Raw genomic sequence first — 16,676 nt, forward strand, 5'->3', positions numbered from 1 at the left:
CTTAGCAATAACAAAAAAATAGAGAATAAAATGAAACAGCCTATTGCTACTAAACAAAATTATAGCTTTGAAATTCACGGACAAACTATTAATGACGAATATCACTGGCTTCGTGATTCTAAATGGCCGGATGTACAAGACTCAAAGATTTTGGAATATTTAAAAGAAGAAAATAAATATACCGAAAATTTCTTTGCTGATTTACAGCTAGAAAAAGAAAAGATTTTTGAAGAGCTAAAAGCTCGTATCAAATTAGATGATATATCTACCTATACTAAAAAAGAAAATTATTATTATTACTATAAGACAGAAGCTGATAAAAATTACCCGATATATTGCAGAAAGCACGGCAGCTTAAAAGCTGAAGAAGAAATAATATTAGACGTTAATATATTAGCAAAAAATCGAGATTTTACGGATGTTGCCTTAGTTGCTATGGCACCTGATCAAAATTTAACGGCTTATAGTGTTAATTTCAACGGTAATGAAAAATACGACATAAAAATATATGATCTTAAAGCACAAAAATATTTACCTGATGAAATAAAAGACGTTAGCGGGTCTATAACTTGGCATGAAGAACTAAACGGTTTTTTCTATATCTCTATTAATGAAAATTTACGTCATGATAAAGTTATGTTTCATCATTTAGGCAATGATTCTGCACAAGATCAATTAATATTTAATGTAACCAATCCACTTCATCAAGTCGATATAGAAAAATCCGCCAGCCGCCAATATGTCTTTATTAACTCAGCCGATTATAATGAAAATGAAGTTTATGTAATTTCAATGCAAGATCATAATTTTATACTGCAACTAGTGCAAGCTGCACAAAATGGCATATTCTACGATATCGCTCATAACGGTGATTATTTTTATATCAGAACTAATTTAGATGCTAAAAATTTCCGAATCGCTAGAGTAAAAACAGATAATTTTGAAAAAAGTGATTGGCATGATAATTACATTAAGGAAGAGAACGATAAATATTTATCAAGCTTTGATATTACCAATAATTATTTGATATTAAATTATCGCGATCATGGCTTGCCGCTGATTAAGGTCAAAAATCTGGAGGGCGGCATAGAAAATAATATTCACTTTCCCGATAGCTCATTTACGGCAAGTAGCTATTCAACAAATTTTGACGAAGACGATATTAGAGTAAACTACTCTTCACTCGCAAGACCTACTACTACTTATAGTTATGATTTTAATAAGGATAAATTATCGATATTAAAAGTACAAGAAATCCCTAGTGGTTTTAATCCTGATGAATATCAAGTAGAGCGAATATTTGCCGATAACGAAGGGGCGCATGTTCCGATTACGTTATTTTATAAAAAATCATTATTTAAAAAAGACGGCTCAAATCCTTTATATTTATACGGTTACGGCTCTTACGGGATTAGCCTATCGGCTGCATTTAGAAATACCGCTATTTCTATCGCCGATCGCGGGTTTGTTTACGCTCTTGCTCATATTAGAGGTGGTGATGATCTTGGTCATGACTGGTATGAAGCGGCTAAATTTTTAACTAAAAAAAGAACTTTTGAAGATTTTATAGCTTGTACTGAGGCGTTAATCAAAGAAAAATATACTAGTAAAAATAATATAGTGATTATGGGAGGTAGTGCCGGCGGTATGTTAATGGGCTATGTTATCAATGAACAACCGGAATTTTATAAGGCGGCTATTGCACATGTGCCGTTTGTTGACATACTTAATACCATGCTTGATGAAAGCCTGCCGCTAACGCCGATCGAGTTTAAAGAATGGGGTAATCCTAAAGATATCGAATATTTTAATTATATCAAATCTTACTCCCCTTACGATAATGTAAAACCCCAAAATTATCCTGCTCTATTTGTAACTTGCGGTCTATCCGACTCACGAGTAGGATATTGGGAAGCGGCAAAATGGGTGGCAAAACTCCGCACTAATAAAATAGATAATAATATTTTACTGTTAAAAACTAATATGGACGCAGGTCACAAAGGCGCATCCGGTCGTTTTGATTACCTTAAAGAAGCCGCCGACGAGCTAGTTTTTATTTTTAAAATTTTCGGTATAAACAATTTAGACTAACGCGAACTATGGATAAGTTTTTAAGCTAAAACTTATCCATAGATCGAGTCACCCCTGTATTGACCAGAGGTGCTCACAGGTAGGGTCGAGCAATGGCGCGGTAGGTCTTATTACCCCCGTTTTCCATCACCCGCCTCGTCAAACGTAACGTACAGATTTCCCGTATTACGCTTTCCTGATAACTTCTTATCATTGCCTATGGCCTATCCGCTGTTATTGCTTTCAAAGGTCTGTAATATCGAATTTGGTAATCGTTATACAATCCCATCTTCTCATACAAGTCTCTCCTACTCCACCTTTCCCAGCCGAAGCCTTTCAATCCACGTGATTTCATTAAATGGCGTCTTACTTTCTTCTCTACCCAGTCTCGTACATATCCAAAACAACGGCTAGAGTTACCAATCCTAAAGTAATTTATCCAGCCTCGCAATATCGGGTTGATAAGGTATGTTACTCTATCAACTGGTTGCGATATAAACTTGCGGAATATCTCTTTTAGTTTTTCTAGCAGGGCAGTTCGCGCTCTCATTCTAGGCGTCTTCTGGATTCCAATTTTACCTTGCGTAGTTTTTACTCGTCTAAAATCAAAACCCAAAAAGCTAAATGTCTCACCATTCTTTAGATCGACTGTCTTTGTCTTCTCTTCGTTTAGTTCAACCTTTATTTTTAACAATTCTTGTCTTAGCCTTATATTGATTGCTTTCTCTATCCACTGCCATTTTCTATAGCCGTCAATCAGTATGATCAGATCGTCAGCCCATCTAACGTACTCTATGTGGTCATAGCCATCTTTTAGTTTGCTCACACACTTTGCTCTTTCTAGCATTTTATCTACTTCATTTAGGTAAATATTGCTTAAAAGAGGTGATAGTGGCCCGCCTTGAGCTATGCCTCTTTTTCCACCAGCTTTAACTATCAGTTTTAGTAGTTTCATAACATCTTTGTCATTTACACGCTCTGCTATCTTTGTAAATAGCTGGACGTGAGCAATCGTGTCAAAGTAAGAGCGTAAATCTACATCTATTACTCTTGTCTTTTCCTTAATTGCTGCTACTGTAACTATTTCGATAGCTGCAGCTGCAGTCCGTTTAGGGCGATATCCATATGATCCCGGTTGGAAGTCAGCTTCAAATATTGGTTCTAAAATCAGTTTTAGCACTCCTTCCACTACCCTATCTTTGATAGTTGGTATGGATAACTTCCTCATTTTATTTCCATTATCTTTAGGAACTGCCTTTACCCTTTTCCTGTCAGGATAATAGGTTCTGGATTGTAATTCTGTTTGTATGTTTTCCAGAAATTGTTCAACTCCAGCTAACTCTATCATTTCAAAGGTAACACCATCTATTCCAGGTGCTCCCTTATTATGCTTAGCTAGCGTGTAGGCTTCTCTTAGTGTTTCTATCTTACATACATGAACATATAATCCCCAAAATCGCCATTGCTTTTCAGCTTTAGCTTTGATATATATCTTCCTTCTCAGGTCTTGTAATTCTATAGACGTTTTTATCATTCGTCTTTACCTCCCTTGTTGTTGGAATAATGTTATCAGTAGGGTGCCTTTGCTCCACAGACATTACCCTGCTTCATTGCTAATACACACCCATCCGCCATCCTCTCATCTTCAATTCATTTCCTAGTGTTTCTAGTTATAGAATCTACCTTGCTCCAGAAGATTTCTTCCTGGGATGAGGAGGACTTCTCCAGTCACTTAATATGTCCTTATTATCATGCTGCCACTACCACTCCGCCGAAGTGCTCAACTGTATCAGTTAGCTTTCAGTTGAACATATTGCCTTCACTCTACGGTCGCTAGCTCGGCCTTCGGGGCTTCACACTTTCGGAGCCATCTATGTGTTCGCTTTCGCTGCGGCCTGATAATTCGCTCTTACCCTATAGATAAGTTTGTCGATAGGTTCCAACATCTTGATTTCTCACCATGCTGCTATCCTAGCTATAGATCTCTAACTTTTAATCTAGTAGGTCTATCTCCTACTGAACATACCAGTTTCTCTGGACACACAACCGTGCTTGTGGTTTTCCCACACACGGCTCTTTGTGGATTTGAGGCAATCAAGTACCAGTGAACAAAGAGATTAGGAGATTTCTTTTTGATTGTTCTAAGCATTTTCCATGCTTGACCATGAAGCATTTTATGCTTCTTTTTCAGATATTTCGCTATTCTTTTGTCCATTAAGGTTGCAAGTTTGTACAAACTGCTTCTTCTACTGTGACCGTAGTAATTTATCCATCCTCTGCATACCGGGTTAATTCTGTCTGCTAACTCTTGAACTGTTTTGTGAGTCATTGATAAAATCCCCAATTTTTGCAGTTTCTGCCTTATCATCAATAAAGCTCCAACACCCATAGCTGGTGTATAGACTGTCTTACCTTTATAACCTCTTGGTTTAAAGTCATATCCCAAAAAGGTGAACTTTCTTGGTGTTTTGTGACCATCTTGGTCATAGTCATTATATCTACCGGCATATACTATATGATCTGTCAACAGTTTTCCGGACAGTTTTTTACGCACATTTTTGTATTTTTTCGTATTGTACTGGTGATAGATAATCGTTAGCAGAATGCATTCTTATACGATTATAAAATACCTCTATATATTCAAATATAGCATGTTTTGCTTCCTCCCTAGTTTTAAATTTATGTTGATAAATTAATTCTGTTTTTATAGTATGAAAAAAGCTTTCAGCAACAGCATTATCCCAGCAATTTCCTTTACGACTCATACTCTGTATAATACCATGTTGTTTTATAAGTTTTAAATGATTATCAGAACAATATTGGCTACCTCTATCAGTATGCCAAATAAGCTTTTTAGGTGGTTTACGTTGCCATATTGCCATTAGCAAAGCATTATTAACTAAATCAGCTTTCATATTACTATTCATTGACCAGCCTATTACTTTTCTAGAAAATAGATCAATAACTGTTGCTAAATATAACCATCCTTCTCCAGTTGGGATATAGGTGATATCACCAACCCAATAACAATTAACATTAGAAACTTTAAACTGTCTATCCAATAAATTAGGAGCAACTTGCTTATTATGCTTAGAATCAGTAGTTGCTTTAAATTTATACTTAGTTTTACATACTAAGCCAGCTTCATTCATTAGTCTTGTAATTCTCCTACGACTAACAATTATGCCTTGCCTCAACAAAGCCTTTTTAATGGGTCTAGATCCATAATTTCGTCTACCTTCCTGAAAAATAGCTCTAACCTTACAGGTTAATTCTCTATTTTCTTTATCCCTATTGCATCCAGGGTTATTTAACCACTCATAATAACCGCTACGTGATACCTTCATACATTTGCACATAATTGCAATTGAGAAATCATCTTGATGCTTCTTTATCCATGCATACCTTACAGGGACTCTTTTGCAAAGTACGCTGCAGCCTTTTTTAGTATATCACGCTCCTGTGTTACTATCACCAGCTCTTTCTTTAATCTTTTTAATTCATCATACAGATGTTCATCTGTTCTTGTTATTGATTCTTCAAATTGTTTAGAATATTTATCTATCCAACTATATAAAGTATTCTTACTGATACCTAATTCTTTTGCAGTCTGAATAACAGGTCGCTTCGATTCAGTTGCCAATTTAACTGCTGATTCTTTAAATTCACTAGAATACATTTTTGTTTTTGTCATACTGTATTTCCTTTCTGTTAATATTGTCTCATACTAACTGTCCGGAATACTATAGCCACATCAATTTTGGTCTTTTCAGCATTCAGCTCAAGTTTAAATTCCTTTAACCTCTTGCTGATTTTATCCAATATGTAATTTGCTTGCTTTTGACTTGCACAATGCACAACTATATCATCTGCATACAGCATAATCCATTAAGATATGGACAGATTATAACAAACAGCATCAAAAAAATGTTCGAAGTCTTTTGCAGTTTTTCTAATTTGATTTTTTAATTTAAACCAATAATGCTCAATTGGATTTAAATCAGGAGAGTAAGTAGGTAAAAATAAAATACTACAACCTACAGATTCTATTAGCTCTTTGACCTTGGAATTCTTATGGAAATTAATATTATCCATAACAACCACTTGACCTTGTTTTAATTCTTTGATCAAAAAATCTTCAACATAACTCTTAAAAATTAGTGTATCACAAGTCCCTTCAAAAACTATTGGAGCTATTATTTTACCATTGCAAAGCCCTGCTATCATACTTACTCTTGTTTTATGTTGGTAAATTTTCTTATCGTAATATCTTTTACCTTTTAGGCTATAACCGTACTACAAGCATGCATTGTCTTCTATTCCGGATTCATCCATAAACACTAAATCTTCTTTTGAAATAGTTTTGATTCTAGCTATAAAATCATTCCTTGCTCCATCGTCCCTTTTGGGGTGCGTAAAAGTTTTTTTTATAACTATATCCTAGTGCTTTTATACCTCGCCAAATTGTCGTTGCTGACCATTTATTTGATATTTTTGCTAATTCTTTTAGGCTTTTATCGGCATTATTATCTATAAATTCCTTAAACTCCGGCATATTTGTTAGCTTTTTATTATGACCTTTTTGATAGCCTACTCTCGGCTGAATATCTCCTTCTTTCTTTTGAATAGCTTGCCATTTGTATAATGTTTGCCTAGATATATTTAATAACTCCTTAACTTTACTTACTGACTTAACTTTATCTATTAACTCTAATGCTTTTGTTCTTAGTTCGTATGGATATGCTCGGACCATCTCTTTCCTTTTTCGCACATAGATTTACTTATTTTATGCTACTTGTCAATACCTTAATGGATTATGCTATACCTTTGATATGGGATTCTTGGATATTCATTATGCATGTACTTATCAAAGGCTTCATGTAAATACAAGTTAGCAAATACCGGGCTAATAAGTCCCTGAACGCAATTGACACATTTGAGAATCTAATGGAATAATATGTTTTACATTTATCTCTTCGCTCACAGTATCTACCTCTACCTCTTCGATTAAAAATTTCACTATGTTTCTTTTTTCTTCAAAAGTATGTGAATCTAAATTTTTATTTATTTTGCTGGAAAAGTCATCTAAATTACGAATTACAGTTAGTAGCTTTTTTGATTCCTTTTCCTGGTTGTTTAGATAATTAATTTCATTACCAAGTTGCTCAATTTTTGCACGGATATTTTTTAATTTAGTTTCTATTTCATCTTTTTCCACTAGTCCTGTTTGAAAAAGATCAATTAACCTAATTCGCTCTCTTTTATAGCGATTAACTTCATTATTTTTTTGTATAACAACAGCCCCATAATCAGTCTTATAGGATTTTAAACGACGCTGATATTCATCTATGATAGTTTCCGGAGTCAATAAAAGATTTTTTATTGATTTCCATACTAAATCATCTAACGCTTCAGTTCTAACAGGATGTCCAGTGCATACCCTACCATCTGCCCAACGGTGACCATCCTGTCCTGCACAGCGATAATATAATCTTTTATATTTACTGTTAGATGCCGGCTTGCCATAAATGGCATAACCACATGTTTTGCAACGCAATAATCCACTTAGCAAATAATTATGCTTCTTATTATTGCGAGGAGCAAATTTAATATTATCTTTTAGTTTTTGTTGTGCAAAATCAAATATCTTTTCATCAATTATTACTGGAACTGTTATATAAATCCATTCCTCTTTTGGTCTATCTCTTGAGCTAGAAAGTTCGCTACGCAATGGATTTTTACTATCTAATGCCAGCTTGGTTTTTTTATTTCTTGTAACTCTTTTTGTTTTTCTAAAAGCTGCTGATCCCTTATATGCTGGATTACGCAGCATCCCCCATATTACTGACCGCTCCCAAAATGTTTTACCAGTTCGTGTTAGATAAGATTTATTTGTAAAATATTTTGTAATTTCTCCTATACTAAAATTCTTTTGACAATAAAGCAAAAATGCTTCTCTAACAATGGGTGCTTCTTCAGAATGTATAAGGTAGCTAGCATCCTTTATCTCTGTAGCTTTTTGATAATAATAACCATAAGGTGCTCCTCCCAATACATTTACTTTACCACTCCTAGCAGCATAAAGTTTACCACGTCTTGATCTTTCCAAGATTTTTTCTCGCTCATATTCTGCTACAACTCCTTGGATTTGTAGTAGCATTTGATCTTCAGGTGTGTCACCAATATTCCTATTAACAAAAGAAAAAGCTACTCCTAATCGTTTCATTTCTTCAATAAGTAATACTTGATGTGCACTTTTTCTAGACAATCTATCAGGACTTAATATATATACTTTAGTTACTTCTCCTGCAAGTGCTTTATCCCTAAGGCGATCTAAACCGGGGCGTTCTAATGAAGCTCCACTAATACCATCATCAATAAAATGTAAATCTGGATCAATCTTTTCTCCTAAAGTATTTGCATGCTCAATAATATATGATATTTGAGAATTAATAGTTTTTTCTTGAGCTTGCTTTTCACTCGATACCCGAGCATACAGTCCTATTTTTAACAATTTTAAATTTAACATCGTCTTTCCCCTTTAGTGCAATTTTTTCTGTTGGCAAGACAACTTCATAAGCTGATTGCAGTCGTTCTTCTCGTCCAAAATTGTAGATACTTTGGGTAGTGACGTGCCATTTTGGCTTTTTCTTTTTGTCTTGCATACCACACTTTCTCTGGATATATCAAATTCTGAAGTAACACCCCAACGATAAACTGCAAACCTACGACCAGCTTGATAAATTGGGTGATTATTTAATGAAATGATACAACTTAGTGAAAATGTGTCAATTGCGTTCAGGGACTTACCACTCCTCCTTGAGGAGTGCCGATATCTCGTTTTACTAGCTCTTGGTTTTCTTCGATAGATCCCGCTTTAAGAAACTTCTGACTATACAATAATACTAACTTGTCTTTTGTATATTCATTCAGTAGCTCAAGCAGCAGTTCGTGATCTAGATTATCGAAAAAGCCCTTAATGTCTATGTCTACGACCCATCCCTTGGCGTTTTGCATACATCTTTCTCGAGTCTTTAAAACTGCATCTATTGCTGATTTACCTTCTCGATAAGCATATGAATCGTCATAGAATTGATGATCTATTTCTTTCACTAATCGGTTCTTAATGATCGTTTGTGCTACTCTGTCGATCACAGTTGGTATCCCAAGCTTTCGTATTCCACCAGTTTTTGGAATGGAAACGATCTTTACAGGCGATGCTTGATAGCTTCCCGAGCTTAATCTGTTCCATAATTTATATAGTTCATCATCAAGCTTTTCTTCTACCTGCTTGATAGATTTACCATCTATCCCGCAACCTCCGCCTGCTCGACGCACCGCTTTCCACGCTTCGTCGACTTCCTCTTGAGTTATGTTGTACCTCTTTGACATAATATTAATTAATCCTTCTTTAATTAGCTTAGTTGTTAATTTTATTATGTCGCTCCACATGCAGCCCTTCGCTCCACTTCCATTACAGAAGCTTCTTCACTACTACAACTGCATCTGCCTCAATAGCTGGAAAGTGCTATTGATTCCCAAGTTCCGTATCTGACCCTAATTTATGTTCGTACTGCCTCCTGTGCCGCTCGCCGATAGCTCAACTATTGTATGACAGTTAGCTAACTTATCCCTTCAGCCCCCAAAAGCCAAAGGTTTTGACAGAGAACTTAACCGTCTTTCGACACTTAATTACAGCAATTCACTTTCGTTTACCTACATAAATCTCACATGACCCTTGCGGGCCTTTTCCTTAACGCTCACTACCATATTCCTTAGAATACAGCAGCTTAAGGTTGTTTGGAATCTGCTCATACCAGCTCGATTCCGGTGGACCTTCCACCATGTCAAATACAGCATTGCATCCTCTTCTTCTGATTCTGCATTCTTGGCACACTCGGGGTGACGCTAGCCATGTTCAGGGTCTAAGGTGCATGCTTTAAACCTAAAAGCTATTGTAAACTGTTACTAACGGTTTCTTTGAACTCCCCGGCCGCCTAAGTGCTTTTAACTCGGTTTTTTGGTGGTCAAAACTTGCCGTAATTTTACGTTTACTATAGGGGTTTTCATGACCGACTACATAATCAAAAACGTAATAATTTTTTCTTGTGCTTGCCAAACTTCAAATCAGTTTACTACAGCTAAATTCAGAAAGATTTAGACAAGATGAATTTAAGTATGAGTCTGCGCTAGCCGTTAATAATACGGAACACAGGCGAATCCAGAAAAATTCGCTTGTATCAAGCGATTGCGATGACGCTATATAACAAGATTTAAAATTCCTGCACAGAACTTAGCAAACCAATCAACTACTTCCTTTATCCTTTTCTTTATTTATCGATAGTAAAAAAAACTTCATGGTATTTTTATTACCGATTAAATATTTTACATCTATAATTTTCATTAATTGGTTGAATAAATAATTTTTAGTGCTTATTAAAATAACTAAATTATTTAACATAATTTTAATTTTATCAAAGATAGCTTAATTATAAATAATAAGGACAATACCACTATATGAACAAGCAAATAACACAGGAGCAAATAAATAGAGCTGCATGGGCTGCTTGCGATACGTTTCGTGGGGTAATGGATCCGGCAAATTACAAGGATTATATTCTTGTAATGTTGTTTCTCAAATATATATCCGATAGATGGGAAGATCACAAAGCGAAATTCATTAAGGAATTTGGTAGCGACGAATCACGTATTCGCCTACGCTTAGAACACGAACGTTTTTTTCTGCCGGAAGGTACTAGTTTTTACGATTTATTCGCTAAACGCAATGAGGCAAATATCGGAGAACTTATTAATACGGCACTAGAGAAAATAGAAGAGGCAAACCGTTCTAAATTAGCCGGCGTATTCCGTAATATTGATTTTAATTCCGAATCTAGCCTCGGCAAAACCAAAGAACATAACAGCCGTTTAAAAAGTTTGTTAGAAGATTTTAATAAACCGGCATTGGATTTAAACCCTAGTCGGGTAAATGAAGATATTATAGGCGAATGTTATATTTATCTTATCTCAAATTTTGCCTCGAATGCCGGCAAAAAAGCCGGCGAATTCTATACTCCTGCGCAAGTATCACGGTTGCTCGCTAAACTCGCAGCACCAAAATCCGGGGATATAATTTGCGATCCGGCATGCGGTTCCGGTTCACTTTTAATTTATGCAGCCGAAGAAGTGGGGAGTGATAACTATGCACTTTTCGGTCAGGAAATGAACGGCTCTACTTGGGCATTAGCACGAATGAATATGTTTTTGCATGCAAAGGACGATGCGCATATTGATTGGGGAGATACGCTAAATCACCCCACGTTACTGGACGGTGGTAAGTTAATGAAATTCGATGTTGTTGTTGCTAACCCACCATTTAGTTTAGACAAATGGGGGTATGAAAATGCTTCTAATGATGAGCATAAACGTTTTTGGCGTGGCGTTCCACCTAAAACTAAAGGCGATTATGCTTTTATCAGCCATATGATTGAAACCACTAAATCTCGTAAGGGACGGGCGGCAATAGTCGTACCGCACGGCGTGCTATTTCGCGGTTCATCCGAGAGGCTAATACGACAGCATTTAATTGAAGAAAATTTACTAGATGCAGTAATTGGGTTACCTGCCAATCTCTTTAGCTCAACCGGTATACCTGTGGCTATTTTAGTATTTGATCGCTCACGAGAATCGGGAGGAGAAAATGAAAAACGTCAAGATGTGTTATTTATCGATGCTAGCAAATTTTTTCGTGCAGGCAAAGGACAAAATTACTTAGAAGAAGAGCATATTACGAAAATTGTTGATACTTACCGCGTACGTAAATCGGTCGATAAATATGCATATCTAGCCGAGATTGAAGAAATCCGCAAGAATAAATTTAACCTTAATATCCCCCGCTATGTCGATACCTTTGAGGAAGAAGAGGAAATTGATATAGCAGAGCTACAAAAAGAAATCCGCCAAATTGAAGGTGAATTAATAGACATACATACGCAGATGAAAGCTTATTTAAAGGAGCTGGGGATTGATGTTTAACTCAAAAAATTAATATGATATATACTTAAGTCCTAAGAAGAGAATAAAAAAAATGATAGCTAACGAATTTACTGAGTTTTATAATTTTGTAAAATTAGGAAAAGAGAGACATAAACCAAATGTAAGGTTTAATTATCCATGTATTGAACTAGAACATATAGATAAAGAAACAGGAATTTTGCTTGGTAGTACTGAGTCGCTTCATACAGTAAGTATTAAAAATCATTTTCAATCTGGTGACACTTTATTTGGTAAGCTACGCCCTAATTTGAGAAAATTTTTAAGACCTAATTTTGATGGTGTTTGTTCAACAGAAATTTGGGTATTTAAAGCTGATGTAAGTAAATGCGACAAAGTGTTTTTATTTTATTTGGTACAATCTACAAAATTTATACAAGCTGCATGTAAGACTACTGGCTCTAAAATGCCTAGAGCAGATTGGGAACTACTATCGTTACAACCTTTTTATCTTCCTTTTTTCCCAGAACAACAAAAAATTGCCTCTATCTTACGTACTTGGGATAAAGCGATATGGGAACTAAAAAAATTATACGAAGCCAAAGAAAAAAAATATAAAGCAATTGCTCAAAATATTTTTAAGAATCAGGCAACAAATGAAAAATGGTTACCTACGTCACTTTCTAGCATATCAAATATCAAAAAAGGGAAACAATTAAATCGTCTTGATATGAAAGGCGGTATTTACCCTGCTTGGAACGGTGGTATAACTCCATCAGGTTTTACGAATGAATGGAATGCAGAAGCAGACACTATTACTATTAGTGGTGGTGGCAATTCATGTGGTTTTATAAATTTATGTAAGGAAAAATTTTGGCTTGGCGGTAGTTGTTATGCTATTACGGATTTATCTACAAATATTAATAAATATTTCTTATATTTCCAGCTTAAAAAAAATGAGCTTAAAATTATGAAATTAAGAGTTGGTACAGGGCTACCAAGTATTCAAAAAGAACCTATTCATAATTATACCGTGTATATACCGCCTATCGATAAGCAAAACAAAATTGCTAATTTGCTTGGTAGTTTATGTAGCGAACTAGAAATATATAAAAAGCAAATTTCCATTATTAAAAACCAAAAACAAGGTTTGATGCAGAAGCTGCTAACCGGTCAATGGCGGGTGAAAGTGGATGAGGAAGTGAGATAGTAGATGTTTTGTGCAATCTTAAAAAACAATAGGGCATCGGATAGACCAATACCCTACTGTCGACCGGGAAAAGCCCAATCCTTATTTTTAGTAATACACGAAATTTTTTAATATAGGAAGACTTTAAATATCTTTAAAACGGTTACAAACTATGACCTTTAAGCCTAACGAAAAAGCTACTTCTCAGGTGCCGGCGATGATATCGCTGATTACGTTTGGCTATATACCGCTTTCGCAAGAAGAGGTACAAAAAAGGCGCGGTAAATTAAGTAATGTGCTACTTGAAGATATATTAATAGAAAAAACCTTAGAATTTAATAATTTTACCTTTCGTGATAAAAATTACAATTTTGACATAGAAGACGCTAAAGAAGCAATCCACAAGCTTAAACTCTCATCTGCCTCGAACAACTGTTTAATGGATGCTAATCAAAAAATTTATGATGACTTAATTTTAGGTACTAGTATCGAAAAAACTATTGATAGCACCCGAAAAAGCTTCTCTTTCAAATATATTGATTGGGATAATCCGCACAACAATATTTATCATGCTACGATTGAAATGAGAGTAGAATGCAGTAATTCCTCTAAAACCCGTCGTTGTGATATTGTGTTATTCGTTAACGGCATCCCTCTTGTTATTATTGAAAATAAAAACCCTGATATATCTATTGAGCAAGCTATTTCTCAGCAAATACGTAACCAAGGAGCGGACGAAATCCCGCATCTTTTCCATTACGCTCAATTACTACTTGCCGTTAGTACCACGCAAGTAAAATACGGTACAGTCAACACTCCCAAAAAACATTGGCAAATTTGGCACGACACGGAAGATAAGGAGGAGGATATTTACAAACTTATTAATCGACCTCTGACAAATCAAGAAAAACTAACACTTTTTTCCGGAGATTTTGCATCTGAAGAAATTAATTTTGAGAAAAAACAAGCGCAAGGCTTTTTCAAGGTTACTGCACAAGATCGTGGTCTTTATGCGTTATGTCGTCCTGAGCGTTTACTTGAACTTATCCACGATTTTTGTATTTTTGACGGGCGAATAAAAAAATTAGCACGTTATCCTCAATTTTTTGGTGTACGTGCCGCTATGCAAAGAGTAAGCCGATTTGATAAAACAAGGAAGAGAGAAGGCGGAGTAATATGGCACACGCAAGGCACGGGTAAATCCCTAACTATGGTAATGCTTACCAAAGCACTAATCAAGAATATAATTAATGCTCGTATTATTTTGGTTACCGATCGCACTGATCTTGATAACCAACTTAAAAATACGTTTAAATCCTGCGAGTTTAAGCCGGTATGTGCCGGTTCGGGAAAAGACTTAATTGAATTAATTAAGAATAGAAAGACGCTTATAACCACCGTAATTAATAAGTTTAATACGGCTAAATTTAATACGGAAATAGCTAGCGAAAGCTTTGAAGACGATGATAGTAATATTTTTGTGCTTGTCGATGAAGGACACCGTACTCAAGCAGGTCTTTTTGCTCAAAAGATGCGACGTATCTTGCCGAAAGCTTGCTATATAGGATTTACCGGTACGCCTCTTTTAAAAAAAGAAAAAGCCAGCACGGAAAAATTCGGCGAGTTTATTCATACATATACCATAGATGAAGCGGTACGTGACGGCGTTATAGTTCCTTTAATTTATGAAAGCCGGTATATTGAGCAAAAGCTTGGCAGCAAAGTAATTAACGAATGGTTTGAGCGTGTTGCTAAAGGATTAACGGATGATAAAAAAGATATTTTAAAATCAAAATTTGCTTGTGCTTCTAAATTGTCTCAAACTAAACAAACTATTTACGCCAAAGCTATAGATATTTCCGAACATTATCGGCAAACATGCCAAGGAACCGGTCTTAAAGCTCAATTAATAGCACCTTCTAAAGCTGCTGCTATTCGCTTTAAGAATATTATAGACGAGATAGGTCACGTAACATGTGAGGTTATTATCTCTCCGCCGGATGATCGTGAAGATAATGAGGAAGTGGATCGTACTTCTAGAAATCATGTTCAGACTTTCTGGAAAGATATGCTAAAAAAATACCATTCAGAAGGGAATTATAATAACAAAATAATTGAGGCTTTTAAAGGAGCTAGCGATCCGGAAATTTTAATTGTCGTTTCAAAATTACTAACCGGTTTTGATGCTCCACGCAATACTGTTCTTTATGTATGTAAGCAATTAAAGGAACATACTCTTTTGCAGGCAATTGCTCGTGTAAATCGCTTATTTGAAGAGGAGGACAGTAATCTTAAACAACACGGATATATAATTGATTATGAAGGATTACTTGGAAATTTACATAAAACGCTTGGTAAATATCGTGCTCTTAAAAATTTTGATGAAAAAGATTTAAAGGGTACTGTGTATGATATTCAAAAAAAATTAGAAGAAATTCCTAAATTGCATCAAGATATTTGGAATATTTTTGCAAGCGTACCGAATAAATCAAATACTGAACAATTACAGCAACATTTAGCCGATAATATTATTAGGAATGATTTTTATTTAAAACTTCAAAAATTTACCTCTTATATGCGTATTGCTTTAGCGTCCGAAAAAGTCTATGAAATTTTTCCTGAAAAGCTAAATATATTTCACACCGACTGGCAGAATTTTACCGAACTTAAAAATGCCGTACGAAACCGTTACCAAGAGATGTTTAATATCAAAGAATATGAGCCGAAAATTCATAAGCTCCTTGACGATCATATTATTGCCTTTCCTGCCTACACTATTATTAAAAAGGTTAATATTCATGATTTGAGCCAACTGACGGCAATTATTGCCGAACAAGGCGTAAGTAATTCATCAAAAGCCGATTGTATTGTTGCGGCAATGAAAAATACTATTGTCGAGCGGATGAATGAATCACCTACTTTTTACCAAGAATTTTCCGAACTTTTAAATAAAAAAATTGAAGAATATCGAAAAAAACGTTTAAGTGAGAAAGATAATATAAAAAAAGAGCTACTTGAAGAAGATCATGTAATGGAAGTAAAGGAATTAGCTACAAAATTAGCTTTAGGACATTTTGTTAAAGAGCTTCCTAGCAAAATACACAATAACCCTGATGCTCAAGCATTTTACGATGAATTGCTGAAACTTACGAAACACAAATTCACCGAAAATGAATATGAAATAACAGCTAAAATTGCGCTAGAGGCTCTTGAGATTATTAAACCGCATTTGATTGTTCGCTGGGAAAAAAATGAAAGTAAATTAAGCTTAATACTTAAAGCATTAGACGACTATTTTTTTAAAGTTGTTAACCAAGAAACTTCAACTTATTTCTCCGGCGATGAAGTAAACGAAATTTTTGAATCATTAATAGAAATTGCTAAAGCAAGATTTCCCAGCAAATAACTAAATTATTTTTTCTTA

General features: G+C 35.1%; 11 protein-coding genes and 1 pseudogene. 5 read left to right on the plus strand and 7 right to left on the minus strand.

Features of this window, described 5'->3' with window-relative positions:
• The first annotated feature begins 30 nt into the window (after positions 1 to 30).
• On the plus strand, positions 31 to 2,091 hold the full coding sequence (locus AAHM91_RS04405) for a S9 family peptidase (RefSeq protein WP_342270007.1): 2,061 nt from the start codon (positions 31 to 33) through the stop codon (positions 2,089 to 2,091).
• Between the two features lie 196 nt (positions 2,092 to 2,287).
• Here the strand turns inward: AAHM91_RS04405 and ltrA are convergent, their stop codons facing one another.
• The 7 genes and pseudogenes from ltrA to AAHM91_RS04440 all read right to left on the minus strand — a co-directional run bounded on the left by ltrA (position 2,288) and on the right by AAHM91_RS04440 (position 9,522).
• Entirely contained in the window at positions 2,288 to 3,604 is a 1,317-nt protein-coding gene (ltrA, locus tag AAHM91_RS04410; RefSeq protein WP_342269646.1) for a group II intron reverse transcriptase/maturase, read from the minus strand.
• 441 nt (positions 3,605 to 4,045) lie between these two features.
• Entirely contained in the window at positions 4,046 to 4,597 is a 552-nt protein-coding gene (locus tag AAHM91_RS04415; protein ID WP_342270008.1) for a group II intron maturase-specific domain-containing protein, read from the minus strand.
• Between the two features lie 19 nt (positions 4,598 to 4,616).
• Positions 4,617 to 5,764, minus strand: a protein-coding gene (locus AAHM91_RS04420; RefSeq protein ID WP_410526146.1) for an IS3 family transposase whose coding sequence is annotated in 2 segments (ribosomal slippage) — positions 4,617 to 5,518 and positions 5,518 to 5,764 — 1,149 coding nt in all. Because the reading frame shifts where the segments join, the coding sequence is not laid out codon by codon here.
• 17 nt (positions 5,765 to 5,781) lie between these two features.
• Complete coding sequence (locus AAHM91_RS04425) at positions 5,782 to 5,952, minus strand: reverse transcriptase domain-containing protein (RefSeq protein WP_342270009.1); 171 nt, start codon at positions 5,950 to 5,952, stop codon at positions 5,782 to 5,784.
• Positions 5,953 to 5,958: 6 nt separating this feature from the next.
• Positions 5,959 to 6,823 (minus strand): annotated as a pseudogene (locus tag AAHM91_RS04430) (IS630 family transposase).
• A 153-nt stretch (positions 6,824 to 6,976) separates the two neighbouring features.
• On the minus strand, positions 6,977 to 8,599 hold the full coding sequence (locus tag AAHM91_RS04435; RefSeq protein ID WP_342270010.1) for a recombinase family protein: 1,623 nt from the start codon (positions 8,597 to 8,599) through the stop codon (positions 6,977 to 6,979).
• A 269-nt stretch (positions 8,600 to 8,868) separates the two neighbouring features.
• Positions 8,869 to 9,522 (minus strand): reverse transcriptase domain-containing protein, encoded by a 654-nt coding sequence (locus tag AAHM91_RS04440; RefSeq protein ID WP_342270011.1) that lies wholly within the window; start codon positions 9,520 to 9,522, stop codon positions 8,869 to 8,871.
• A 656-nt stretch (positions 9,523 to 10,178) separates the two neighbouring features.
• Here AAHM91_RS04440 and AAHM91_RS04445 point away from each other — a divergent pair.
• The 4 genes from AAHM91_RS04445 (at position 10,179) to AAHM91_RS04460 (ending at position 16,658) form a co-directional block, all read left to right on the plus strand.
• Positions 10,179 to 10,337 (plus strand): palindromic element RPE3 domain-containing protein, encoded by a 159-nt coding sequence (locus AAHM91_RS04445; RefSeq protein WP_342270012.1) that lies wholly within the window; start codon positions 10,179 to 10,181, stop codon positions 10,335 to 10,337.
• A 250-nt stretch (positions 10,338 to 10,587) separates the two neighbouring features.
• The gene (locus tag AAHM91_RS04450) at positions 10,588 to 12,105 is read left to right on the plus strand and encodes a type I restriction-modification system subunit M (RefSeq protein WP_342270013.1); all 1,518 of its coding nucleotides are present in this window, start codon (positions 10,588 to 10,590) and stop codon (positions 12,103 to 12,105) included.
• A 52-nt stretch (positions 12,106 to 12,157) separates the two neighbouring features.
• Complete coding sequence (locus AAHM91_RS04455; RefSeq protein WP_342270014.1) at positions 12,158 to 13,273, plus strand: restriction endonuclease subunit S; 1,116 nt, start codon at positions 12,158 to 12,160, stop codon at positions 13,271 to 13,273.
• Between the two features lie 151 nt (positions 13,274 to 13,424).
• Positions 13,425 to 16,658 (plus strand): type I restriction endonuclease subunit R, encoded by a 3,234-nt coding sequence (locus AAHM91_RS04460; RefSeq protein WP_342270015.1) that lies wholly within the window; start codon positions 13,425 to 13,427, stop codon positions 16,656 to 16,658.
• Positions 16,659 to 16,676 lie beyond the last annotated feature (18 nt).

Origin of the sequence: Rickettsia endosymbiont of Orchestes rusci, assembly GCF_964030945.1 — a bacterium.
Taxonomy (GTDB): Bacteria; Pseudomonadota; Alphaproteobacteria; order Rickettsiales; family Rickettsiaceae; genus Rickettsia.